General features: G+C 43.9%; 25 protein-coding genes. All 25 read left to right on the plus strand.

Going from position 1 to position 25,889, the window contains the following annotated elements; all coding sequences use genetic code 11:
• Positions 1-18: 18 nt before the first annotated feature.
• Positions 19-1,410 (plus strand): cysteine--tRNA ligase, encoded by a 1,392-nt coding sequence (gene cysS, locus ACO0K3_RS01730; protein WP_422981311.1) that lies wholly within the window; start codon positions 19-21, stop codon positions 1,408-1,410.
• Entirely contained in the window at positions 1,407-2,063 is a 657-nt protein-coding gene (locus ACO0K3_RS01735) for a DNA-3-methyladenine glycosylase family protein (RefSeq protein WP_422981313.1), read from the plus strand. Before cysS ends, ACO0K3_RS01735 begins: the two co-directional genes overlap by 4 nt.
• A 49-nt stretch (positions 2,064-2,112) precedes the next feature.
• The gene (locus tag ACO0K3_RS01740; RefSeq protein WP_422956617.1) at positions 2,113-3,087 is read left to right on the plus strand and encodes an acetyl-CoA carboxylase carboxyltransferase subunit alpha; all 975 of its coding nucleotides are present in this window, start codon (positions 2,113-2,115) and stop codon (positions 3,085-3,087) included.
• Entirely contained in the window at positions 3,084-4,487 is a 1,404-nt protein-coding gene (tilS, locus tag ACO0K3_RS01745) for a tRNA lysidine(34) synthetase TilS (protein WP_422981315.1), read from the plus strand. The genes ACO0K3_RS01740 and tilS overlap by 4 nt, the downstream gene beginning before the upstream one ends.
• A gap of 59 nt (positions 4,488-4,546) precedes the next feature.
• Positions 4,547-5,257 carry a DNA polymerase III subunit epsilon gene (dnaQ, locus tag ACO0K3_RS01750; protein ID WP_422981317.1) on the plus strand — a complete coding sequence of 237 codons (711 nt, stop codon included), beginning with the start codon at positions 4,547-4,549 and terminating at the stop codon, positions 5,255-5,257.
• A 554-nt stretch (positions 5,258-5,811) separates the two neighbouring features.
• Positions 5,812-6,129 (plus strand): flagellar transcriptional regulator FlhD, encoded by a 318-nt coding sequence (gene flhD / locus ACO0K3_RS01755; RefSeq protein WP_262836001.1) that lies wholly within the window; start codon positions 5,812-5,814, stop codon positions 6,127-6,129.
• Positions 6,130-6,168: 39 nt separating this feature from the next.
• A complete protein-coding gene (gene flhC / locus ACO0K3_RS01760) occupies positions 6,169-6,723 on the plus strand; it encodes a flagellar transcriptional regulator FlhC (RefSeq protein ID WP_422956620.1) in 555 nt (184 codons plus the stop codon).
• A 24-nt stretch (positions 6,724-6,747) separates the two neighbouring features.
• Entirely contained in the window at positions 6,748-7,551 is an 804-nt protein-coding gene (locus tag ACO0K3_RS01765; protein ID WP_422981319.1) for a class I SAM-dependent methyltransferase, read from the plus strand.
• 143 nt (positions 7,552-7,694) lie between these two features.
• A complete protein-coding gene (gene motA / locus ACO0K3_RS01770; RefSeq protein WP_422956622.1) occupies positions 7,695-8,555 on the plus strand; it encodes a flagellar motor stator protein MotA in 861 nt (286 codons plus the stop codon).
• A 23-nt stretch (positions 8,556-8,578) separates the two neighbouring features.
• On the plus strand, positions 8,579-9,508 hold the full coding sequence (gene motB, locus ACO0K3_RS01775; RefSeq protein WP_422958482.1) for a flagellar motor protein MotB: 930 nt from the start codon (positions 8,579-8,581) through the stop codon (positions 9,506-9,508).
• Positions 9,509-9,556: 48 nt separating this feature from the next.
• Positions 9,557-10,105 carry a chemotaxis protein gene (locus ACO0K3_RS01780; protein ID WP_422981321.1) on the plus strand — a complete coding sequence of 183 codons (549 nt, stop codon included), beginning with the start codon at positions 9,557-9,559 and terminating at the stop codon, positions 10,103-10,105.
• Between the two features lie 54 nt (positions 10,106-10,159).
• Positions 10,160-10,525, plus strand: coding sequence for a response regulator (locus tag ACO0K3_RS01785; protein WP_162020889.1), 366 nt, complete (start codon positions 10,160-10,162; stop codon positions 10,523-10,525).
• 50 nt (positions 10,526-10,575) lie between these two features.
• Entirely contained in the window at positions 10,576-12,624 is a 2,049-nt protein-coding gene (gene cheA, locus ACO0K3_RS01790; RefSeq protein ID WP_422981323.1) for a chemotaxis protein CheA, read from the plus strand.
• Between the two features lie 39 nt (positions 12,625-12,663).
• Positions 12,664-13,179: a chemotaxis protein CheW gene (locus tag ACO0K3_RS01795; RefSeq protein ID WP_422981325.1), complete on the plus strand. Its 516-nt coding sequence runs from the start codon at positions 12,664-12,666 to the stop codon at positions 13,177-13,179.
• Between the two features lie 82 nt (positions 13,180-13,261).
• Positions 13,262-14,974, plus strand: a complete 1,713-nt coding sequence (locus tag ACO0K3_RS01800; RefSeq protein WP_422981327.1) for a methyl-accepting chemotaxis protein — start codon at positions 13,262-13,264, stop codon at positions 14,972-14,974.
• Positions 14,975-15,194: 220 nt separating this feature from the next.
• A complete protein-coding gene (locus tag ACO0K3_RS01805; RefSeq protein WP_422981329.1) occupies positions 15,195-16,088 on the plus strand; it encodes a CheR family methyltransferase in 894 nt (297 codons plus the stop codon).
• 3 nt (positions 16,089-16,091) lie between these two features.
• Positions 16,092-16,700, plus strand: a complete 609-nt coding sequence (gene cheD / locus ACO0K3_RS01810; protein ID WP_422956948.1) for a chemoreceptor glutamine deamidase CheD — start codon at positions 16,092-16,094, stop codon at positions 16,698-16,700.
• Positions 16,701-16,741: 41 nt separating this feature from the next.
• The gene (locus tag ACO0K3_RS01815; protein WP_422981331.1) at positions 16,742-17,818 is read left to right on the plus strand and encodes a protein-glutamate methylesterase/protein-glutamine glutaminase; all 1,077 of its coding nucleotides are present in this window, start codon (positions 16,742-16,744) and stop codon (positions 17,816-17,818) included.
• Positions 17,819-17,917: 99 nt separating this feature from the next.
• Positions 17,918-18,313: a chemotaxis response regulator CheY gene (gene cheY / locus ACO0K3_RS01820; RefSeq protein ID WP_262836013.1), complete on the plus strand. Its 396-nt coding sequence runs from the start codon at positions 17,918-17,920 to the stop codon at positions 18,311-18,313.
• A 27-nt stretch (positions 18,314-18,340) separates the two neighbouring features.
• Positions 18,341-18,973: a protein phosphatase CheZ gene (cheZ, locus tag ACO0K3_RS01825; protein WP_422981333.1), complete on the plus strand. Its 633-nt coding sequence runs from the start codon at positions 18,341-18,343 to the stop codon at positions 18,971-18,973.
• 42 nt (positions 18,974-19,015) lie between these two features.
• A complete protein-coding gene (locus tag ACO0K3_RS01830) occupies positions 19,016-20,230 on the plus strand; it encodes an EAL and HDOD domain-containing protein (protein WP_422981335.1) in 1,215 nt (404 codons plus the stop codon).
• A gap of 291 nt (positions 20,231-20,521) precedes the next feature.
• Positions 20,522-21,694, plus strand: coding sequence for a flagellar biosynthesis protein FlhB (gene flhB / locus ACO0K3_RS01835; RefSeq protein WP_422981337.1), 1,173 nt, complete (start codon positions 20,522-20,524; stop codon positions 21,692-21,694).
• On the plus strand, positions 21,691-23,775 hold the full coding sequence (flhA, locus tag ACO0K3_RS01840) for a flagellar biosynthesis protein FlhA (RefSeq protein WP_422981339.1): 2,085 nt from the start codon (positions 21,691-21,693) through the stop codon (positions 23,773-23,775). Before flhB ends, flhA begins: the two co-directional genes overlap by 4 nt.
• Positions 23,772-25,046, plus strand: coding sequence for a flagellar biosynthesis protein FlhF (gene flhF, locus ACO0K3_RS01845; protein WP_422981341.1), 1,275 nt, complete (start codon positions 23,772-23,774; stop codon positions 25,044-25,046). Before flhA ends, flhF begins: the two co-directional genes overlap by 4 nt.
• Positions 25,039-25,881, plus strand: a complete 843-nt coding sequence (locus ACO0K3_RS01850) for a MinD/ParA family ATP-binding protein (RefSeq protein ID WP_422981343.1) — start codon at positions 25,039-25,041, stop codon at positions 25,879-25,881. Before flhF ends, ACO0K3_RS01850 begins: the two co-directional genes overlap by 8 nt.
• Positions 25,882-25,889 lie beyond the last annotated feature (8 nt).

Raw genomic sequence — 25,889 nt, forward strand, 5'->3', positions numbered from 1 at the left:
ATAATTCATACGCAGCTCATGAACAAACAAAAAATATACAACTCCCTGACCCGCGAAAAACAAATCTTTGTTCCAATTGAACCCGGCAAGATACGCATGTATGTATGCGGAATGACGGTATACGACTATTGTCATCTGGGACATGCGCGCGTCATGGTGGTATTTGATATGGTGCAGCGTTGGTTGCGCAGTTCAGGTTTTGATGTGACGTATGTTCGCAATATTACTGACATCGATGACAAAATAATCAAACGTGCGGTGGAGAATGGCGAAACTATTTCACAGCTTACAAATCGTTTTATTGACTATATGAATGAGGATGCGCAGGCTTTGGGTGTGCAGGCTCCAGACTATGCCCCGAGAGCAACGCAATATATTCCTCAGATGTTGCAATTAATTTCTAAGCTTGAAGTCAATGGTTTGGCATATAAGGCGACGGATGGTGATGTGAATTATTCTGTCCGTGATTTTCCCGGTTACGGAAAATTGTCTGGCAAGTCTCTTGATGATTTACGTGCAGGTGAGCGTATTGATATCAACACAGGTAAGCGAGATCCTCTGGATTTTGTTTTGTGGAAATCGGCCAAAGATGCCGAACCTGCCGAGGTTAAATGGTCATCTCCATGGGGACTAGGACGACCTGGCTGGCATATCGAGTGCTCGGCAATGGCGGGCGATCTGTTAGGGGAGCATTTCGATATTCATGGTGGCGGACAGGATTTGCAGTTTCCACATCATGAAAATGAGATTGCCCAATCTGAAGGCGCACATCAACATACTTTTGTAAATTATTGGATGCACAATGGTTTTGTGCGTTTAGATAATGAAAAAATGTCTAAATCCTTGGGCAATTTTTTTACTATTCGCGACGTGTTGAAAAAATACGATCCTGAAGTTGTCCGATTTTTCATCTTACGTGCACATTATCGCAGTCCTTTAAATTATTCCGATGCACATCTTGACGATGCGAAAGCTGCGTTATCCCGTCTCTATATAGCTCTGAAAGAAACGATTAGTGACGATCTGCCTCTGGATCAGGACGATGATTACTCAAAACGGTTTGCAGAGGCGATGTCTGATGATTTCAATACACCTATCGCTATCTCGGTTTTATTTGACCTGGCAAACGATGTAAATAAGAGTAAATCGCCACAGTTGGCGCGGCAACTTAAGACGCTTGCCGGCACTATAGGCTTGCTGCAGCGCCCACCTAACGATTATCTGCGAGCTTCACCGGAGCTCGCAGATGCAAGCGAACTCACGGCGATTCAGGACAGAATAGATGCTCGCATTGCGGCAAAAAAAGCGAAAAATTTTGCTGAATCTGATCGCATTCGTGATGAATTACTGCTTGAAGGGATCGTTCTTGAAGATAAGGCCGGCGGTTTGACTGAGTGGCGCAGGGTATGAGCGGCGCGGATACGACAATGAGTCAGAGAGAGGTTCCGCAAGTTCCCGAGTATTGGGAGAGCGCAAAAATCGAGTTGATGAAGCGCGACAGGATCATGCGCAAACTGATTCCTCAGTTCGGCGACTTGTATTTGGTCGGGCGTGATGATCCTTTTACTACGTTGACGCGCTCAATAGTCGCGCAGCAAATTTCAGTCAAATCGGCTGATTTACTCTGGCAGCGCTTTCTTGAACTTTGTCCTAAATGTACTTATACGCAAGTATTAAAGGCGGGTAGTGAAAAACTACTAGCTTGCGGTCTGTCCAAGCGTAAAACAGAATATATTCTGGATTTAGCTGAACACTTTAAAGAAAAAAGAGTGCACGTCAATAGTTGGGCGGAGATGGCAGATGAAGACGTTATTTCGGAGCTGATACAAATTCGGGGCATAGGACGCTGGACAGCAGAGATGTTTTTGATATTTAATCTGCTCCGTCCGAACATATTACCTTTAGATGATCCTGGTTTACTCAAAGGCATTAGCAGCAATTATTTTTCAGGTGAGCCGGTTTCCCGTAGCGACGCAAGAGAAGTGGCTGCAAATTGGGGGCCGTGGTGTACAGTAGCGACCTGGTATCTGTGGCGTAGCCTAGATCCCGTTGCTGAATCGTAATTTTAAGTAAAGCTTATCTTCAACGCTGGTTGAAATAGTAGGAGGCACGATGACTAAAACGACATTCCTTGGGTTTGAGCAATCTATTGCTGAACTCGAAACAAAAATCGAAGAATTGCGATTTGTGCAGGACGATTCTGCGGTTGATATCTCGGAAGAGATCGACAGGCTCTCTAAAAAGAGTCAAATGTTGACCAAGGATATCTACGCGAAGTTGACACCTTGGCAGGTTTCTCAAATTGCACGCCACCCACAACGCCCATATACGATGGATTACGTGAATCAGATATTTACCGATTTTCACGAATTACATGGTGACCGTAGTTTTGCTGACGACCAATCGATTGTAGGTGGTTTGGCTCGTTTTAACGGTCAGGCCTGTATGGTCATGGGGCATCAAAAAGGACGCGATACTAAAGAGCGTGCTATGCGTAATTTTGGCATGCCGAAACCGGAAGGTTATCGCAAAGCGATGCGTTTGATGAAGCTGGCTGAAAAGTTCAATATCCCAGTATTCACTTTTATTGATACAACCGGTGCCTGGCCAGGTATTGACGCAGAAGAGCGCGGCCAGTCTGAGGCGATCGGACGTAATTTGTACGTAATGGCTGAATTAAAGGTGCCGTTGATTACAACCATCATCGGTGAGGGCGGTTCTGGTGGCGCACTTGCTTTAGCGGTAGGTGATGCCGTCTTGATGCTGCAATATGCTACTTATTCGGTAATTTCGCCTGAAGGCTGTGCTTCCATCCTCTGGAAAACCTCAGACCGTGCCTCTGATGCGGCCGAAGCGCTTGGTTTGACTGCACATCGTTTGAAGGCCATGGGCTTGATTGACAAAATTATTAATGAGCCTTTAGGTGGTGCCCATCGCGATCCTAAACAAATGTGCGCCTTGGTCAAGCGTGCTTTGGCTGATACCCTGCGTCAATTCCAAGGATTAAAAACGAAAGATTTACTTGCTGCCCGCCATGAAAAATTGATGAGTTATGGCAAGTTCAAGGAAACTAAACTTTCAGAATGACAGTAGTAAAAAATGAGCGTACGTTGATTGATCATTTTCAACGTACGCTTGAGCAGATTTTGCAAATAAATGATATCGATTTAAGTGATACAGGCCTTGCTGTTGCATATAGTGGCGGCTTAGATTCTTCAGTATTGCTAGATCTGGCAAAAGTCTTTTGTCAGAGAAAAAAAATTCCTCTTTTTGCTTTTCATGTTCACCATGGGCTGAGTCCGAATGCAGATGATTGGCTTCTTCATTGCTCGAAACAATGCGAATCCATGGGCGCGACTTTCATCGGGACTAAGGTTGTTCTCGAAAATGTGCATAAAGACGGAATAGAGGCCTCGGCAAGGGATGCCAGGTATAAAAGTCTTGGCATGTTGTGCTCACAGTATAAATTGCCATTGATTCTCACCGCACATCATCAAGACGATCAGGCCGAAACCGTATTGCTACAGCTCTTGCGAGGTTCGGGCGTGGCCGGTTTGTCTGGCATGGATCAATTTAACCGGGCCCCTAGGCTTTTGTGCAATGACTCCTTACTCGTCGCCAGACCTTTACTTGCGATTACAAGGCAGAGGATGGTTGAGTACACAAATGATAATGTGATTGCCTATGTCGAAGATGAGTCCAATATCGATACACGGTATGTGCGGAACGCATTGCGACATCAATTGATGCCAATTTTGTCGTCTATTGCCCCTGGTTATGCTGAGCGTCTATCCAGAAGCGCAACGCATGCTCAGTCCACCAACCGATTATTGACGGAAATAGCAAAACAGGATCTTCATTCTTGCGCTGCAGACAAAGAAGGATTGTATATTCCTAGTGTGATCGCTTTGGGGGCTGACCGGATCGATAATTTACTTCGGTATTGGCTGGCGCTTAAAGGTTCACGTATGCCGACCACTGCTCGTTTAGCAGAGCTACGTCATCAGCTTTTCGAAGGTCGTGCAGACGCAAAAATCAGTGTTTATCACGATAATTTAGGAATACACCGATATAAAAACAGAATTTATTCGTCTTCAAGGCGTTCAATAAAAATTGCGGATGTGGTTCCTCGACAGTTTTGCTGGAATGGAGAGGCATTGATGGCGTTTCCTGAATTTGGCGGGACACTTCATTTTGACGATGCTGATGTGGGTATTTCAGCCGATTGGTTAAAGGAGGCTGTGTTGACAATGCATTCGCGACAAGGCGGGGAGCGTTTAAAGTTAGCATCAAATCGACCAACGCGTGATATCAAAAGCCATTATCAAAGTATGGAAATTCCATTTTGGGAGAGAGATCGTCTGCCTCTTATTTCTTGTGAAAAAAAACTACTATTTGCTGCTGGTATCGGTTCAGATGCCGCATTTTTTGATGCGTTACCAAATCAGCTGGTTCGCTTACGCTGGGAATTCATTGTGAATGAATAAAATAGTGTTTCAATATCTCAATATCTCAATATCTCAATAAAAAGTAACCACATAAAATTATGAAACGACAAATAGTATTAGATACTGAAACGACGGGTTTAAGTGCCAGAACCGGTGATCGTGTAATTGAAATTGGTTGCGTAGAACTGATTAACCGCAAATTAACCGGAAATAATTTCCATCGTTACATTAATCCAGAGCGAGACTCGGAAGAGGGCGCGTTAGCAGTTCACGGCTTAACCACAGAGTTCTTAAGCGACAAACCAAAGTTTGCCGAAATTGTGGATGAATTTTGTGAATATATTAAAGGTGCAGAGGTCGTAATTCATAATGCGCCGTTTGATGTGGGATTTCTTAATGCCGAGTTCGCGCGACTAGGATTGCCATTATTCTCTGATTATGTCGAAGCGGTTACGGATACGCTCGTACAGGCAAAAGAGTTGCATCCTGGCAAGCGAAATTCTCTAGATGCCTTATGTGACAGATACGAGGTATCAAATTCTCATCGAAAACTTCACGGCGCCTTACTGGATGCAGAATTATTGGCCGATGTGTTTTTGGCAATGTCGCGTGGTCAAAACAGTTTTGCCATTGAAGTGGAGGAGACTGTTGAGATAAAAGTGGTGGAAGAGGTTATTCCTGACACACCAATTGGCGATGTAATTGTGCATTACGCATCAAATTCCGATTTGGACGCACATGAATCCTTGCTCAATGGCTTAGACAAAGAAGTTCGCGGGCAAAGTATCTGGCGCCAGTCTCATCAATAGGTCTTTTAGTTACATAGTTACCTTCCTCAACTTGGATGCAGCATTTTTTCTGCGTCCTATCTGCCTTTCATGCTTTTCTGTAAGAATTTCTTCCAATTAGTGTCTATTTTTACAAAAAGTAATTCCTATTGACATGAGAATTGTTGCGAAAACACGATTTATTTTTAAAACTCCCTAAAGTTTTTAGATATTTAGACGTTAAAAACAAAGGAAAATATTTTTAGGTTTTTTTTAAAAAATGCCTAAAGTTCTCGAAATTCTTGTCGTTAATGTGATGTAAGCAAAGAGATTTTTATTTGAAATTTACGATAAAGCTTTGTTTTTATTGATGTTTCTCTTGTTTATTCTTGCATAGAATAAAATTCAATTTTCTTTTTAGTTCTTCTTAAAAAGATATCAAATATAGCCTGTAGGGAAAACTCCTACGGGCAGTCTCTGCTTTTAATTACCTAATATTCCTAGTTCGGCCTATACATCGGTAAATTTCTTGGTCTCACAATGTGTCTCAACGGCAATCAACTCTGTGCCGGGATAACATGATGGGGGATGTGAAAATGACACCGAACGATATGATGGCTGAAATTCGCGATGCAAACCTGAGCTACCTAATGCTTGCTCAGCAGATGATACGCGCAGATAAAGCAACTGCCATATTTCGCTTGGGTATAGCAAAAGAAATTGCTGACCTGATCGAAGGTTTGAATAACGCACAAATCCTTAAGTTGGCAGGCTCAAATATGATGCTTGCACGCTTCAGATTTGAAGATAGTGCCATTTTATGCATGCTGACAAACTATAACAAAGAGCGCGCTTTGGCTCATTCTCATGCCGCCATTCTAATGGCCGGGCAAGCTGTCGAAGAAATTCATTAATTTAGTCGATTGTAGTTAATTCGTATTGGGGTGAGTAAAATGGTGAGCAAAAGTGTCGTGAACGAAGCGCAGGAAATCCAATTGGCGATCGATCTCGTTAATCTGGGGGCGCGGCTGCAATTGCTGGAATCTGAGACAAGTTTGTCCAGAGAGCGCCTTTTGAAGATCTACAAAGAATTGAAAGGCGTATCTCCACCAAAAGGTATGTTGCCGTTCTCCACAGATTGGTTCATCACCTGGCAGCCAAACATTCATTCTTCGCTATTTATGAATATTCATAAATACTTGAATGACCATGCTGAGATTAAAGGTATTGAGGCGGTAGTGAAGGCATATCGTCTATATCTTGAGCAGGCTCCGGTTGCCCCTGGTGAGGAATCTGTATTATCTTTGACTCGTGCCTGGACTTTGGTTCGTTTCTTCGACGCAAAAATATTAAAATTTGCAAAATGCAGTAAATGTGGTGGACAATTTGTTGCGCATACACTCGATTTGCATGATGATTATGCGTGTGGTTTGTGCCACGTTCCTTCTCGTGCTGGGAAGACAAAACGAGTTCGGGAGTTGGATTCTCCTTTGGCGATGGTGGCCTGATGTAGATAGTTTTCCGGAGATCTTTTGAGCACAGAATTAGAAAAAAAATTTGAGGCTCAAAATATTCTGACGGATAAGTTAAGGTTTCCTCCGGCGGTCGAGGCATTATTTATCCAGATTTTTTCTTTTTGTATTTGTGGGTCAGGTATTTTTTTTACTCACCTGTTATTTGCAAAAAAATTTTCCTTAATATCTTTCTTGTTAGCTGGCGCTTTTGTTGCGGCCATCATTTCCTATTTTCGTAAAATGGATTGGTGGTGGTGGGCGATACAATTCTTCTTTCCAATCTCTGTTTTTGCACTTCTCTCCTTAGATATTTCTCGTCATTACTATTTGGCGGCATTTATTTTTATGGCGTTACTCTACTGGAGTACCTTTCGAACGCAAGTTCCATATTACCCATCTAAGGCCACATTGCCCTCGGTCATCGATGATTTTTTGCCGCGTAAGCCTTTGAGGTTTGTTGATTTGGGAAGTGGTTTCGGTGGACTGACTTTAAGTTTGTCGTTAAAACGAACTGATAGTTTTTTTTGTGGTGTCGAAATTGCGCCTTTACCTTGGTTGATTAGTTACTTTAGAGCTCAAATTCACTCAGCCAAGGTAAGTTTTTTTTTAAAAAATTATTATGACATGACTCTGGGTGAATATGATGTTGTATTCGCTTATCTCTCACCCGCAGCGATGCCTTCACTTTGGGAGAAAGCAAAATCAGAAATGCGCTCCGGTACATTGCTGCTGAGTTATGAATTTATTGTCCCTGATATAGAGCCAGATTTATGTATAAATACTGACTCTAACGATCCAATTCTCTACGTATGGCGCATATAATGATAGTTATGAAATATATTTCTCAGGCAATATTTAGCTGTTGATATTATTTGTAGAAATGAATGTACTAAATTAGTTTGCAGATCATATTGTCACTTCCAATTAAATGAGTAGGTTCATTTGCTTATAAAGGAGTATGGCTCGTGTTAGTCATCGTCGGCTATATTGTAGTAATGGGATCTGTATTTGGCGGATTCGTCATGTCCGGTGGACATCTTGCTGTTTTGTTTCAGCCGCTCGAGTTGCTGATGATTGGTGGTGCTGCCGTTGGTGCGTCACTGGTTGGTAATAATGGCAAAACTCTAAAGGCCTCTCTCAAAGCAATTCCAGGTGTTTTGAAAGGGTCTAAGTACACTAAGGCGCTCTATATGGAGCTGATGACGATGCTGTTTGATGTGCTGACTAAAGTACGCAAAGAGGGGTTGATGTCGATTGAGGGCGATATTGAAAAACCGGAAGAAAGTCCGCTTTTTAGTAAATATCCTTTGATCGTTTCTGACCATCATTTGATGGAATTTATCGGTGATTACTTGAGGCTGATGGTTTCCGGAAATATGGATGCGTTCCAAATCGAAAATTTGATGGATAACGAGCTTGAAACGCACCACCATGAAGGTGCGATGCCTGCTCATTTCATTGCGAAATTGGGTGATGGTCTTCCCGCTTTTGGTATCGTAGCTGCTGTTATGGGTGTTGTGCACACCATGGAATCTGTAGGTATTCCTCCATCTGAGTTGGGGATATTAATTGCACATGCGCTGGTAGGAACATTTCTAGGTATCTTACTTGCCTATGGTTTTATCGGCCCATTAGCGGGTTTGATGGAGCAGCAATTGGATGAGTCATCCAAAACATTTCAATGTATTAAAGTAACCCTGCTTGCTAGTTTGAACGGCTATGCTCCGGCACTTGCAGTGGAGTTCGGGCGTAAGGTTCTTTACTCAACCGAGCGGCCAACCTTTAGTGAATTGGAAGAGCATATAAAGCAATCTAAATCCAAGTAATTTAATGTCGTTGGGAGCGCAATATGGCGAATGAAGAACTACGGCCAATTATCGTCAAGCGTATAAAGAAAGTGGCCGGTGGTCATCATGGCGGCGCATGGAAAATTGCATATGCCGACTTTGTGACCGCAATGATGGCTTTCTTTTTGTTAATGTGGTTACTTGGTTCAACGGCGAAAGGTAACTTGCAGGGGATTGCTGAATATTTTCAGACTCCTTTGAAAGTTGCAATGGCGGGTGGTGAGGGCAGTGGTGATAGTTCTAGTGTCATTAAAGGTGGTGGTAAAGATCTGACTTTGCGCGAAGGGCAAAATAAAAAGGGGGACGTGGAGGCTCCCAAAAAGAGCTATAACCTCCAAGCTGCCGAAGCTGCTCTGGCAAAGGTAGATGCCGAAAGACTGAAAGGGCTCAAAACTAAAATTGAGGCCGCCATTGAATCAAACGCGACATTAAAACAATATAAGAAACAACTTTTGCTCGATATAACAACCGAAGGATTACGTATCCAGATGGTGGATGAACAGAATCGCCCTATGTTTGCTTCTGCAAAAGCAGAGTTACAGCCATACACTCGAGAGATTTTGCATGAAATTGGTAAAGCCCTGAATGATGTGCCCAATAGGATTAGCTTGTCCGGCCACACAGATGCTGCTCCTTATGGCAGTGGTGAAAAAGGCTATAGCAATTGGGAGTTGTCTGCAGATCGGGCAAATGCTTCACGGCGTGAGTTGATCTATGGTGGTATGGATGAGACAAAAGTACTCAGAGTTGTCGGTTTATCGTCTTCCGTTCTATTTGATAAAAATGATTCGCTCAATCCGATCAATCGGCGTATTAGTATTATTGTGATGAATAAAAAAGCTGAAGAGTCTGCGTCACAGGATGGTGGTTCGATTGAAGTCAGTAATCAAACTGAATCAGGCGGCGAGGTTTCGGTTAAGGTCAATAAATAAGTATTGTTTATCAACAGGTCGGGTAAATTCAGAATTAGGATGCTGAAGATGTCAAAAAAGAAAATGCTGGGATCTGAGGTTAAAGAACTACTTTCAGGCGTGTCTGATCACGGTAAGGAACACTTGCTTGAGGTCGAAACTGATCTTGTGCAAACAACCATATTGCTCGCAGAGGCGATAGAGAAACTTGGTTCAAGCTTCTTGGCATTACATGCTGCAATTTCCAGTCAGCAAGAAGAGATTGATTTAATTATTTCTACTGGCGAGGCTCCAGTCGAGAGCATCGACCGACTTAAAGTACTCAAAGATGATATAGCATCACATATTAATGCTGCCGTTACGAGCCTGCAATTTCAAGATCTCACAAGTCAGTTAATTTCCCGGACTGTTCAGCGTAGTGCAGGTTTGCGTGAGGTTTTAAGCAATTTAGGGATTGTTGGCGACGGCATACCTCATGATGGTGAAACCGACGAAATTGCGATATTGCTTAGAGAAATTACGGTGAGGCTTGAGAAGCAAAGTGTGGAGCTGAAAAGCTTGTTAAGGAAAGCAGTCAATCAAAAACATTTGGATAGCGGTGATATCGAATTATTTTGATTGCCTTTAATGTTGGTGGGTTAATGTACTTTTCATTAGTTTAACGGAGTGATGATGGCCAAGACAATTTTAGCGGTTGATGATTCTGGCTCGTTGAGGCAGATGGTGGCGTTCAGTTTGAAAGCTGCAGGATATCAAGTAATTGAGGCAGTGGATGGCCAGGATGGCTTGGAAAAAGCCCGCAATCAAGTGGTTGATCTTGTTTTGACCGATCAAAATATGCCAAGAATGGATGGCTTAACGCTCATCAAATCTCTTCGTGGCTTGGCAACTTATCAACGCGTGCCAATTTTGATGCTCACCACTGAATCGAGTGATGATATGAAGGCGAAGGGGAGGGCTGCAGGTGCAAATGGTTGGTTGGTGAAGCCGTTTGATCCGCAGAAATTGACAGAAGTCGTCAAAAAAGTAATTGGTTAATTGTCCTCTGACTAGATTTTATAAATTCGAGTACACCACGGAGCAAGATAATGACGATTGACATGAGTCAGTTTTTTCAAGTTTTTTTCGACGAAGCTGAAGAGCTTTTGGCCGAAAAAGAGAAATTGTTACTGGCTGTCGATATCTCCTCTCCGGACCCTGAAGATCTCAACGCGATATTTCGTGCTGCACATTCGATCAAAGGCGGATCCTCTACTTTCGGATTAAATGATATGACGGAAGTGACTCATATTCTTGAGTCACTTCTCGATAAAATTCGTAAAGGAGAGATGGCGTTAACGGCTGAGCATGTCGATGCATTTTTGATTACCAAAGATATTTTAAAGATGCAGCTAGATGGACATCGGCTAGGTACTCCTGTTGATCAGGATGCAGTCGCCGATGTAAGAATGCTCTTGCAATCTTTGTCACAAGATGTCGTGCCGGTTAAGGCACCGGTAGCTGCGTTTGAGGATCATTCAAGATCGAATGCAAAACTTGAGAATGAAACTTACTCTACTTGCTTTCGGATAGAGTTGCCTAAACTCACGGCAAACGATTTATCTGCAATTTTTTCGGAATTAGGTTTGCTAGGAGCTATTTCTAAAGAAGAAAAAGCCGATGGACTCACTACGCTGATTTTAAGAACCAATGGAACGCAAGACGATATTATTGCAATATGCTCTTTTATTCTTGACCCCGATGACTTGAAGATATCCGCTCAAGAGATGCCCACCCTGAGTACCGCACATCATGTTGTATCGTCGGATGATGATCTGGGATATGGTTTTTTTGAGCCTATTGAGTCGATGTTCCCGCCGAATGCCGATGTAACATCACCTTCAACTACAGATCCCAATGCGGCTAATCCGAATTCTGCGAAAGTGGAATTAAAGGCTCCTGTCAAAAAGGAGTCTGAGAAATCGCATGCCTCCCAGGAGGCATCCACTATCAGAGTTGGTATCGAGAAAGTTGATCAACTAATTAACTTAATTGGCGAGCTTGTAATTACACAGGCAATGCTTGAGCAACGCACGCAGGAATTAGATCCTATTGCCAATGAACGTTTGCTTAGCAGTGTTGCTCACTTAACGAGAAATACACGTGATTTGCAAGAAGCGGTAATGTCTATACGCATGATGCCGATGGATTATGTATTTTCGCGCTTCCCTAGAATGGTGAGAGATCTGGCGACGAAGTTAGGTAAGAAAGTTGAATTTATAACCTATGGTGCTTCGACTGAATTGGATAAAGGCCTGATAGAAAGAATTGTTGATCCACTAACGCATCTTGTTCGCAATAGCATTGATCATGGCATAGAAATGCCAGCGGCCCGTTTGCAGGCAGGTAAGCATGAGTCTGGCAGATTATCACTATCTGCGGTTCATCAAGGTGGCAATATCATTATTGAGGTTAGTGATGATGGTGGGGGACTTCACCGGGAAAAAATCTTAGCGAAAGCCAAGCAAAACGGGTTGATTGTTTCTGACTCAATGACCGACAGCGAAGTTTGGCTTTTGATTTTTGCTCCTGGGTTTTCTACTGCAGAAGCAGTTACGGACGTCTCTGGGCGAGGCGTCGGTATGGATGTGGTCAAACGAAATATTACGGCGATGGGGGGGGTTGTAGATATTCGTTCTGCCAAGGGCTTTGGTACCACGATTACTATCTCGTTGCCTCTGACATTAGCGATTTTAGACGGTATGTCGATTAAGGTTGGCGAAGAAATTTATATCCTTCCGTTAGGGTTTGTGATTGAGTCACTTCAGCCAACAAGTCAAGATGTGAAGGAAATTAGCGGCAAGGGGCGTGTGGTCAAAGTCAGGGATGAATATTTACCGCTTATCCCTTTGTACGAATGTTTTGATATCGAGCCCAAGTTTACCAAACCGTCCGATGGTATTGCCGTGATTGTTGAAGTAGATGGCAAGAAGGCCGCTTTATTTGTCGATGATCTGGTCGGTCAGCAACAAGTAGTCGTCAAAAATATAGAGTCAAATTATCGTAAAGTACCTGGGATATCGGGCGCTACAATTTTAGGTGATGGCGGGGTTTCTTTGATTCTGGATGTCTCAGCGTTATTGCGCTCAGCTCGATGATCAATAAAATTTATATAAACAATTGCGGGAGGTAATCATATGGCGCAGTCTTTACCAATATCTGAAGGAAATACTACCAAAGTCGACGGTTCTGGCTCTGATATTGCCGGACATGAATTTCTGGCGTTTACATTGGGTAATGAAGAATATGGAATTGATATTCTGAAAGTACAGGAAATCCGCGGCTACGAAGCTGTTACCCGCATTGCCAACGCGCCAGAATTCCTCAAGGGCGTTATTAATCTGCGCGGCATTATTGTTCCTGTTGTAGATATGCGTATTAAATTCAATTTAGGTGAACCGACTTACGATCAGTTCACTGTTGTCATTATTTTGAATATTGGTGGGCGTATTGTTGGTATGGTCGTCGATAGCGTTTCTGACGTTACGACATTGTTGCCAGAACAAGTCAGACCAGCGCCAGAAATGGGAACAACGTTTAGCTCAGACTTCCTTATCGGGCTGGGGACACTTGAGGAGAGGATGTTAATCCTTGTCGATATCGATAAATTGATGTCTAGTCCAGAAATGGGGCTGGTCGATCATCAGGCCTGATAGGTAGTAAAACTGTTTTTAGCGGTTTGTTTCGCAATCGAATCAGCAAAATAAAAAATAAAAATTGAAGGAGGAGAATGCTATGAATTTGCGTAACTTCAGAATCGGTGCACGCTTAGGGCTTGGTTTTGGATTAATTATTGGCGGGCTGATACTGACTTTAGTGCTTGCCAACGTGCTTGCCGCAAAAAACAGAAACGCTTTAATTGAAGGTTTAAATAATTCAAGCCAAAAACAAGCTTTAGCTAATACGATGAAAAGCGCTCTTTTTGAGGGCGGAATATCAATGCGTAACATCGGGATACAGTCCGATGTCGCAGAGATGCAAAAAGAGGATGCTAAAGTTAAATCACAACGAAAAAGATATGAGGAAGCAAAAGCAAAAATTTCTTCTTTAGGACTAACTGAGGAAGAAAAAAAATTACTTGATGAGCTTGCAAAAACAGATAAGGAAATTGAGAAACCTTTTAAAGACGCTGTTGGTCAGGCTCTCGCCTTCAATGCAGAAGGTGCATCAAAAATTATTGCGACCATCATTGATCCACTAAGCAGTAAATCGATACAGCAGATTAATAAACTAGTCGAATTTCAGGAAGCGGCTTCCAAGAGTCAATTTGAGATATCAGCTGCAAATAGTTCAAAACTTAGCTTCTGGTTATTCTTGATCTTACTCTGCGCTATGCTCATTGGTATTTTTGTCGCTTGGATGATTACTAAAAGTATTACCTTACCTTTAAGTGATGCTGTCTCTATTGCAGAACAAGTTGCAGCGGGAGATCTGTCTGCACAAGTAGTTGTGAGCGGCAACGATGAGGTATCGTCTTTGCTGAATGCACTGAAAGATATGAATGATAGTTTAGGTAAAACTGTGGGGCAGGTTCGCTCCGGAACTGAGGCAATCACAGTAGCATCCCAAGAGATTGCCTCAGGGAATGCTGATTTATCGAGAAGAACCGAATCACAAGCCAGCTCGCTTGAAGAAACAGCCAGCTCCATGGAAGAACTCACCAGTACCGTTCGTCAAAATGCCGACAACGCCAGACAAGCCAACCAGCTCGTCGTCTCCGCCTCCAGTGTCGCAGTCAAAGGAGGCGCCGTTGTGGGTCAGGTTGTCAACACCATGGGCTCCATCAAAGACAGCTCCCGCAAGATAGTTGACATCATCAGCGTCATCGACAGCATCGCCTTCCAGACCAACATCCTCGCCCTCAACGCCGCTGTTGAAGCCGCCAGAGCTGGCGAACAAGGGCGTGGATTCGCGGTTGTCGCCTCAGAGGTCCGCAACTTAGCGCAACGCAGCGCCAGTGCCGCCAAAGAAATCAAAGCCCTGATTGACGACTCCGTCGACAAAGTAGAACAAGGAGGCAAACTAGTCGACGAAGCAGGCAAGACCATGGACGAAATTGTCACCAGTGTCCAGCATGTCGCCGACATCATGAGCGAAATTACGGCAGCAAGCCAGGAACAAAGTGCCGGGATTGAACAAGTCAATCTCGCCATTACCCAGATGGACGAAATGACGCAACAGAATGCAGCCTTGGTAGAGCAAGCAGCGGCAGCGGCAGAGAGTATGGAAGAACAGGCTCAGGCTTTGGCGCAAGCAGTCAGTGTCTTTAAGCTCGGTGGTGCTGATACTTTCTCAGCGGCTAAGCCCGCGAAATCTACTAAAGCACCTGTACATGTAAGCTCCAAGGGGCGTTCGCCTGTGAAGCAATTGACTGCAAGAAAAGAGTCATCGGCATCTCCAAACCGGCAGCATAGTAATTCTGTTAACGACGAGTGGGATGAATTTTAAACTCTTTGGATTGTTTTAAATTACTTAGATTCCTCTTCTATTTTGATGAGTCGAAATAATGCTATTTACTCGGACTAATTAAATATTGTGAATTTCCTGAATAACTGTTGTTTTGCCGTGACGTAAGATTGACTGATTATGTTGTACGTATTCATATAGATGAAATCAATCCTGTCTAAATATTGGTTGATTAAGTAAGCCTCATGTTAAGGATAAATTAATGACCAAATCTGCTGAAAAAAACAGAGCTGAAACAGCAAAGGAATTTGATTTTAATGAAAAAGACTTTGACCGAGTTAGAGGGCTAATATACCAAAAGGCGGGTATCTCTTTGGCTGACAGCAAGCAGGAAATGGTTTATAGCCGCTTGGCACGTCGCTTACGTGCGACAGGTATTAACTCATTTTCTGTTTATTTGGATCAGTTGCAGAAAGAACCTGCTGGTGCCGAGTGGGAGGCATTCACTAACGCACTGACAACGAATTTGACTTCCTTTTTTAGAGAAGAGCATCATTTCCCTTTGCTTGCTGAACACGTAAAAAAAAGGAAAGATCCCATCAACGTCTGGTGTTCTGCAAGCTCAACGGGAGAGGAGCCTTACTCGATTGCAATGACATTATGTGAGGCATTCGGCAGTTTAAAGCCACCTGCACATATCATTGCGACAGACATTGATACCAACGTTTTATCAACTGCTTCAAAAGGTGTTTATAACATTGATCGCCTAGATAAAATGTCTCCGGAACGAGCAAAGAAATTTTTTCTTAAAGGAAAAGGTGCTCAAGATGGATTGGTTAGAGTGCGACAAGAATTGCGAGATCTCATCACGTTCAAACAACTGAATCTTTTGGCAGATAGCTGGCCAGTTAATGGTGAGTTTGATGCTATTTTTTGCCGTAACGTAATGATCTATTTTGACAAGCCAACTCAGGGGAAAATTTTAAAGAAATTTGTTCCGCTTATGAAACCTGATGGGTTACTTTTTGCCGGACATTCTGAAAATTTTCTGTATGTTTCTGATGACTTCAAATTAAGAGGTAAAACAGTCTACGAACTTGCGGGTATGCACGAGTCACGCCGTAAGACTGTTTCGAATCATACAAACAAAGGTTAAGTCATGAGCCAATTAAGTGAAGAGCATTTTGCGACGAACATTTATTACGATCGTACTTTTGATTGTGATGCCGCAAAAATTTTACCTGGTGAATTTTATTTCACAGGAAAAGATATGTTGATTGTCACAGTCCTTGGTTCTTGCGTTTCAGCGTGTATCCGAGATCGTGTCTCAGGTGTCGGCGGGATGAATCATTTTATGCTTCCCGACGGAGGGGCTGATACAGATAACCCCGTGTCCGCATCTATGCGATATGGTACTTATGCAATGGAAGTATTAATTAACGAGCTATTAAAAGCAGGAGCTAAACGCGAGAATATGGAAGCCAAAGTTTTTGGTGGCGGAAATGTCTTGCGGGGGTTCACAGCGATTAATGTTGGCGAGCGGAATGCAAAATTTGTACTCGATTATTTGCGTGCTGAGAGAATGCGTGTGATTGCAGAGGATTTGAATGATATCTATCCTCGAAAAGTATATTTTTTTCCAAAAACTGGAAAAGTTTTAGTAAAAAAATTGAAGGTTGAGCATAACGATACATTGAGAAAACGCGAGCAAGACTATGCTAGTCGCCTTAAAACGGTACCAGTTGGCGGCGATATTGATTTGTTTTAAATACAATCGTATGAAATCTAGCGTTGATGCGGGATATTTTTATGAAAATTAAAGTATTGATCGTAGATGACTCCGCACTGATACGTAGTGTGTTGAGTGAAATCATTGGCCGCCAGCCGGATATGGAAGTTGTTGGCGTTGCTCCTGATCCTTTGGTTGCCAGAGATCTGATCAAACAAACAAATCCAGATGTTTTAACACTTGATGTTGAAATGCCAAAAATGGATGGGTTGGATTTTTTAGAGAAATTAATGCGGCTGAGGCCAATGCCTGTCATCATGGTATCGTCTTTGACGGAGCGTGGATCAGAAATTACGATGCGAGCCCTTGAGCTGGGGGCAGTTGATTTTGTCACCAAACCTAAGCTGTCAATTCAGAGCGGTATGTTGGAATACTCGGAACTGATCGCAGATAAAATCCGCGCTGCATCAAAAGCGCGTATCCGGCCAAGAACTCTTCATTCAACTGATGCCGATAAAGCTGCCTTAACAGCATTGCCTTTGGTGAAAAACCCACTGACAAGTAGTGAGAAACTTATCATCATTGGTGCTTCAACTGGTGGTACTGAAGCCATTAAAAATTTTTTAGTTCAAATGCCCTCAGACTGTCCCGGAATTTTAATTACGCAGCATATGCCAGAGGGCTTTACCAGGTCTTTCGCTAAGCGGCTTGACGGTTTATGTAAAATTTCGGTAAGTGAAGCTGCCGGTGGTGAACGTGTTTTGCCGGGACATGCTTACATCGCGCCTGGTCATTCACATCTGTTGTTAGCCAGAAGTGGGGCTAATTATGTGACTAAGCTAGATGATGGGCCTCCGGTTAACAGGCATCGACCGTCGGTAGACGTATTATTTCGGTCTGCAGCAACTTATGCTGGCAAAAATGCGGTTGGCGTTATCCTTACTGGGATGGGGAAAGATGGCGCTAATGGTATGCTGGAAATGAAGAATGCAGGGGCATACAATTTTGCCCAAGATGAAGCAACTTGTGTAGTATTTGGTATGCCACGTGAGGCAATTGCGGTTGGTGCTACCCATGAGGTTGGTCCTTTAAATGAGCTGCCTTCGTTGGTGCTGCATTACTTAGCCTTGCATGGAAGTCGTGCTTTACGTGTTTAGATCCGACAATTCAAAATTGTTATTAATTATTAGCAGCACTTTGTATTAAACTGACCGATAATGTTATTAACTATCTTTAAAGAAACAATGGAGTAATTCATGGCCGATCAGAACCTGAAGTTTTTAGTTGTAGATGACTTTTCAACGATGCGCCGTATCGTTAGAAACTTGCTCAAAGAACTTGGCTATTCCAATGTAGATGAAGCCGAAGACGGTGCTATGGGACTGGCCAAACTGAAGAGTGGCGATTTTGACTTTGTTATTTCGGACTGGAATATGCCAAATATGGATGGTCTGACAATGCTGCAGCACATTCGTGCTGATCCCGCATTAGCAAAAATGCCGGTTCTGATGGTAACTGCAGAAGCAAAGAAAGAAAATATCATTGCTGCTGCTCAGGCTGGTGCAAACGGCTATGTGGTAAAACCATTTACTGCCGCAACTTTGGATGAAAAGCTGTCAAAAATTTTTGAAAAATTAGGAAAACCTGCGTAGCAAAGAGCAACCTGTCAGGGAGCTACGATGAGTGACGAGATGAATGACAACGAGCAACATGATGACCTGCTTTCGCGAGTAGGCCAAATGACGCGGCTGTTGCACGATAATTTGCGAGGTTTGGGTTTAGATAAGTTACTTGAAAGAGCGGCAGAAGACATTCCTGATGCCCGTGACCGACTTGATTATGTGGCAAAAATGTCGGAGCAGGCGGCGCAGCGTGTTCTTAATGCAACTGACGAGGCAATTCCGCTGCAGGAATCCCTTGACGACGGCGCCAGGAAAATTTCTGTAGATTTTGAAAGATTGATATCTAGTTCCACAACATTGGAACAATATCAGCAAACTGCACAAGAAACACTTGCCTACCTAAAACTAGTTGCTGCCAACAGTAAAGAGACAAAATCCCATCTGATGAATATTATGATGGCGCAGGATTTTCAAGACTTAACCGGGCAAGTAATAAAGAGAGTAACTGATATTGCTCAGAATCTTGAGCAACAGCTTGTGCAATTGTTGATCGACTATTCTCCTGACGAAATCAAGCGAGATGTTGGAGACGGTCTGATGAATGGGCCGCAAATTAATCCTGACGGCAATGTCGATGTAGTTTCAAATCAAGGGCAAGTAGATGATTTGCTTGACAGTCTTGGTTTTTAGCTAATCCTTTCGCCTAAATAAAGTTATTACTTATAATTTAATATGAACGAAACTAACTTCATTGTTAGAGAGCCTTTGCTTGATCCTAAGCAGCGTGTTATTGGTTTTCAATTATCATGGCAAAATTCAAGCCAAGCGGCGGAGTTCAGTGTTGATGATTTGAATTCCCTGATGGAATTTGTTGCCGAAAAGCTTAATGATGAGGATACGGGCTTTTTGTTGGGTGACAGTATCTTATTTATGGATGCTGTTCCAGAACTATTGAAGGCTGAGGGCTTAAAACTGTTACCGCCCAAAAATACCGTTTTGGTATTATCAAAGCGTGACTTTACAAATCCTGAGACACTTGAGTCAATCAAAGAACTACGTCAATTGGGCTACGGAATCTGCATGCGTGGCGCTGATCTGAGCACACTGGAAAGATCTTTTTTCTCGCAAATTTCCCACATAGAAGTTCAGTTAAATCCAGCCAATCTGGCATCACAGGCCAAGGTCTATGCGGCGCTCAAGCAATCTTCGGTTCGGATGGTTGCGAGAAACGTCCTCAGTTGGCAGGATTTTGATGCTTGCTCTGCTTTAGGACTTGATTCCTTTGTTGGTAAGTTACATTTGACGCCGAGACCGAGTGCTGAGAAAAAAGGTTTAAATACTGCGCAGACGACTATTCTGCAGTTGATGGAAATGATCAGGAAGAACGCAGATATTCAGCAGCTTGAGGCCGTCGTAAAAAGAGATGCCACGCTTGCTTATAAATTATTGCGATATATAAATTCTGCAGGTTTTGGTTTGAGAACCGAAGTGCAGTCGTTGAAACATGCAGTACAAATTCTTGGTTATAGCCCCTTGTATCGCTGGTTGTCCCTTTTGCTTGCGACAGCGAGTACCAGTGGATATTCACCGGTTTTATTGGAAACGGCGATTGTTCGCGGACGTTTTGCGGAGCTCTTAGGTCAGCCTTACATGTCTAAAGCTGAGGCGGAAAATCTGTTTGTTGCCGGAATGTTCTCTTTGTTAGATCGCCTGCTTGGAATTTCAATGGAAGAGGTTTTGTCAACGATTCAGTTGCCAGAGGCCGTTACTGAAGCCTTAATTTCGAGAGGTGGTGCTTATGGTCCTTACCTTGCGCTTGCAGAAGCTTGTGAGTTGAATAGCATGTTAGTAGGATCTTTATCAGAGTCGTTACGCATAAAACCGAATGAGGTTAATGCCGCACATCTGTCCGCTTTAGTTTGGGCAAAAAATATCGCTGCTACATAAGCATTGTATTTTTGTTTTACTTCTTTTTAAAAAATGCGCCGCTCTGGCGCATTTTTCATTTGTTCCTCCACCTTAAACAAGCGAAATTTTTGCTCACTATCGTGGAGTAATTTTTAGTGTCACTTCAAATTGTTATTGCTCGTAAGGTCTGAGTTAACACTTCCTGTGAAATGAGGGGTAATTCATCACTTATTCCTCGTATGTCACTTTTCTAATTTCGCGAATAATCTTAACTGTAGAAATGTGCTGGCATTAGCTGGCTTGCATTTCAGAAAAGAATGGGAGTCGGCGATGGCCGAAGAAAGCGATCTCGAAAGAACCGAACCAGCCTCACCCAAACGTCTGGAGCAGGCCAGGGAGGAGGGTGATGTCCCACGTTCAAGAGAGCTGTCGACCTGCACTATTTTATTGGCTGCGGGGAGTGCACTTTGGATCTTTGGAGGCGGTTTAATACGTCAGTTAAGTCATATGTTGATGAATGGTTTATCGCTGGATCGTAGCCTGGCATTTGATATCAATTTATTGTTTTCAAGTATTGCTGTCGGTCTGATGGATGTGTTGATTGCATTTGCGCCGATTGCCGGATTGTTAGTTATTGTGGCAATCGGATCTCCCTTGTTGATTGGCGGCTGGTTGTTTAGCGGGAAGGCCTTACAACCTAATTTCTCTCGCATGAATCCTTTGTCTGGTTTGGCAAATATGATTTCAACTCGGGCCGGGGTAGAACTCGTCAAGGCCATTATCAAAACGATTCTTGTTGGTAGTGTTGCTCTGATAGTTGTAATGAGTCAAAAAAATGCAATTTTTGGCTTGGTTCTTGAGCCGCTTGCACAAGGCAGTGCTCATATGGGTAATTTGCTTGCAGCTTGTTTTTTATCGATTGTTGGTGCGCTTGTTTTTATCGCTGCAATAGACGCTCCTTATCAAATGTGGCATTACGCTAACAAGTTGAAGATGACACATCAGGAAGTGATTCAGGAGTCGAAAGAGGCTAACGGTAATCCGCAAATCAAAGCAAAAATCAGAGCTCAGCAAAGAGAAATGGCACGTCGTCGCATGATGGCAGAGATTCCGACGGCAGACGTTATCGTAACGAATCCTACGCATTTTGCCGTTGCGCTGAAATACACCGATGGTGGTAATGGCGCGCCGAGAGTCGTTGCTAAAGGTGCTGACGCAGTTGCCGCGAGAATTCGTGAAATTGCAGGTGAAAATAATGTCCCCTTGTTAGAAGCTCCCCCTTTAGCGCGGGCTTTATACAAGCACACGGAGTTGGGAGATGAAATCCCGGAGAAGCTGTATGCCGCTGTGGCCGAAGTGCTTGCTTATGTATTTCAACTGAAAACTTTCCGTCAGCATGGTGGTTTAAAGCCGATTTTACCGACAGAAATCGACGTGCCCCCCGAGTTGGATCCTAATAACGAATTACCACAACAGTCTCCTTTAATCGGAGCTTATGAATGAATAGTCTGAAATTGCCCGCCTGGATGAGCATATTTACTAACAAGGCGATTGCTGCACCCGTCTTGATTATTATGATGCTGGCGATGATGGTGTTGCCACTGCCTGCGTTTGTTCTGGACGTATTTTTTAGTTTTAATATTGCTCTGGCAATTATCGTTTTATTGACCAGCCTGTACACGGTAAAACCACTCGATTTTATGGTTTTTCCAACGGTACTGTTGGTTAGTACGATGTTACGTCTATCGCTGAATGTCGCTTCTACCCGTGTAGTATTGACTGAGGGCCATACTGGTCCAGATGCGGCTGGTAAGGTCATTGAAGCATTCGGGCATTTTTTGATTGGCGGTAACTATACGGTTGGTATCGTCGTATTCGTGATTTTGACCATCATTAACTTTACCGTCGTAACAAAAGGTGCCGGTCGTATTGCCGAGGTCGGTGCCCGTTTTGCGTTGGATGCGATGCCAGGTAAGCAAATGGCGATTGATGCAGATCTGAATGCAGGATTGATCGCTGAGCAAGAAGCTCGTCGCCGCCGCACAGAAGTAGCACAGGAGGCGGAGTTTTATGGCGCGATGGACGGTGCCTCTAAATACGTTCGTGGCGATGCTGTTGCTGGCATCATGGTGACGATTATTAATATTGTCGGTGGTTTAATCGTCGGTATGGTGCAGCATGATCTGGACTTCGCAACAGCCTTAAAAAACTACACTTTACTGGCAATTGGCGACGGATTGGTTGCGCAAATTCCTTCATTAATTATCTCGACTGCTGCGGGTGTTGTCGTATCCCGCGTTGCCAGTGACCAGGATATCGGTGGCCAGTTGATTGGTCAGCTATTTGCCAAACCTCAAGTACTGTATATCACCGGCGGTATCGTTGGTGGCATGGGAATTATTCCTGGTATGCCCCATGTAGCATTTCTTCTTCTAGCGGGTGTGCTAATTGGAGGCGGATATTTATTAACGAAAAAATCTGAAATTGTTGCCACAGCCGAGGAACAAGCGCCACCGCAAGCAACCGCTCCCGAAATAGAAGAGGCGACCTGGCAAGATATTTTGCCGGTAGATACCTTGGGATTAGAAGTCGGTTATCGACTCATTCCTCTGGTTGACAAAGGGCAGGGCGGTGAGCTACTCAGACGAATTAAAGGGATTCGTAAAAAATTTGCTCAGGAGGTTGGCTTCTTGTCGCCTCCGGTACATATTCGTGACAATCTCGAGTTGAAACCATCGGCTTACAGAATTACTTTAAAAGGAGTCGAGGTCGGGACTGGTGAGGCGTTGACCGGACAATATCTAGCAATTAATCCTGGGATGGTTACGGGAAATTTACCAGGTGCTGTCACGACGGATCCTGCGTTTGGATTACCTGCAGTCTGGATTGATGCGGCGATGCGAGAACAGGCGCAAGGGATGGGGTATACCGTTGTTGATGCTGGCACTGTGATTGCAACCCATTTAAATCATCTGATTACATCGCATGCTGCGGAGTTGCTTGGTCGTCAGGAAGTGCAGCAGCTTATGGATCATCTGGCAAAAGAGTCACCTAAGCTCGTGGAGGAATTAGTTCCTAAATTATTACCACTCTCGATACTGCAAAAAGTCTTACAAAACCTGCTCATCGAGGGGGTGCATATCCGTGATATGCGAACCATTATCGAAACGCTCTCAGAGCATTCTATGCACACACAAGACGCGAATGAATTGACGACCTATGTTCGTATTTCGCTTGGTCGTGCGATTGTTCAGCAAATATTCCCTTCTACGAATGAATTGACGGTGATGACTCTGGACAATCGCCTGGAGCGGCTATTGATGCAGGCATTGCAGACGAATGGTGCCGACGGTGCAGGGATTGAGCCCGGTCTTGCCGATACTTTAGCAAGTCAGACAGAGGCAGCAGCACAGCATCAGGAACAAATGGGATTGACCCCAGTGCTGCTGGTGCCGGGTCCATTAAGAGCTTTATTGTCTCGCTTCCTCAGAAGAACCTTGCCTCAATTAAAAGTCTTATCGCAAGCAGAACTACCTGAAACTAAAACTATTAGAGTTACCAGCCTCGTTGGAGGGCAATTATGAACGTCAGAAAATTTTCGGCAAATACCTCACGTGAAGCGATTCGCCTGGTTCGAGATGCGCTAGGTTCGGATGCAGTGATTTTATCGAATCGCAATGTTGACGGCCGGGTAGAGATCTTGGCGATGGCTGATGAGATGGTAAGCTCACTGGTGACGCCAGAACATAAAAAAATAATGGTGGCGGATGTCCCTAGGTTCACTCCTCGCTTCACGTCGGACGATAGTTCTCAGCAATATACTGCGAACAGTATCAGTCGCTTTGATAGCGAGACGACTCCACAGGTTAGTCCGGGTGAGATATCTGCCGTCATGAATGAGATCAGGTCGATGAGAGGGATGCTGGAAGCGCAATTGGCAGAACTCTCCTGGACAAATACACAAAAGCGCCAGCCTAAGAAAGCTGAAATTTTACGGGAAATGCTGGCAACCGGATTTAGCGCGAGTTTGTCCCGCTTTCTGATCGAAAAAATGCCTGAATCAGATGACGTCGTCAGCAGTCTTGATTGGATTAAAGCGATACTGAACAAGAATCTGTCTACTATTTCAAATGAAAGCGAGATATTAGAAAAAGGTGGTGTGTATGCATTAATCGGTCCTACTGGCGTGGGTAAAACCACGACGACTGCCAAGTTGGCAGCGCGCTGTGTGATGCGCCATGGGCCGGCTAAGCTGGCCTTGATCACGACAGATGGTTATCGTATTGGCGGCTACGAACAATTACGTATTTATGGCAAAATTCTCGGCGTCATGGTGCATTCTGTTAAAGACGAGTCCGACTTACGCATCGCTTTGTCTGAACTCAAGAATAAGCATACGGTGTTGATTGATACGGTCGGTGTGAGCCAACGTGACAAGATGGTGGCAGAGCAGATTGCGATGTTGTCAGGCGCCGATAGTAATGTGAAGCGACTTTTATGTCTAAATGCGACCTCTACCGGTGAAACCTTAAGTGAGGTAGTCAGGGCTTATCAGGGTAAAGGCGATTTAGCTGGTTGTATTTTGACGAAGCTCGATGAAGCAGCAACGATTGGTGGTGTACTAGATATTGCTGTGCGTCAGAAACTGAATATCTATTATGTTGCCAGCGGCCAGCGTGTGCCTGAAGATTTGCATGTCGCTAACAAGCAGTATCTGGTTGATCGTGCGTTTAAATTAAAACGCGAGACTTCCGCTTTTAGTTTGCAGGATGATGAGCTCCCGATGGTGATGGCAAATGCTGCAATGGCAAACGCGATTAATCCCGGTGCTTTGCGGGAGGTGTCTCTTGGCTAGTTTTGATCAGGCAGAAGGATTGCGCCGTATGCTTGAGGCGCCAAAGCCGCGCGTATTAACGTTTTTGTCTGCTTTGCGTGATGATGAGAAGAGCAGCATGTTGGTCAATCTTGGTGTTTCGCTTGCCAGGCAAGGTCAACGAGTTTTGATGATTGATGCGCGCTGCTCAAGCCATAGTATAGGATCGTGGTTGGGCAGCGATTCCGAGAGCACCCTGTTGGATGTAGCGCGACAACAGCGTACAATGAAAGAGGCGATTAAAATAGTCTCATCAAATTTATCGGTGTCCATGCTATCCAAATATGCGATGAATTCAACGCGGTTGCCAGCCGAAAATTCGCGAAAATTATCCCGGGTTTTTGATGTTGCGGCAAATGCGGCCGACTTAGTGATCGTCGATAGTGAAATCGATAGTAATGATGCGTTTCCTCTTGCGTCGTTTGAGGAGTCTGATGTTGTGATACAAGTATCGGCAAATCCCGTCACTATTAAAAACGCATATGGTTTGATTAAACGAGTTAATAGTCGCCTTGGTCGTCGTTCTTACGGTATTTTAGTCTCTGGGGCAACTGAACAATCAGCGCGACTGGTATATGCCAATATGGCTCAGGCGGCGAGCCGTTACTTAGCCGTTCCATTACATTTTGTAGGTTATGTACCTGAAGACGATCACATGAAACAAGCTGCTCATTTGGGTCGTGCCGTAATTGATGCTTTTCCGTTGGCTGGAGCATCAATTGCCTTCTCCAAATTGGCTGAACAGTTGGCAACAGCTGCTCAGTCAACACTGGGGTTGCGTGGCTTGCCTGAGTTGGGTGTGGGCATCGGAATTTAAAAGAAATT

The organism is Undibacterium sp. Rencai35W, assembly GCF_049340185.1.
In the GTDB taxonomy this organism is placed as follows: domain Bacteria; phylum Pseudomonadota; class Gammaproteobacteria; order Burkholderiales; family Burkholderiaceae_D; genus Undibacterium.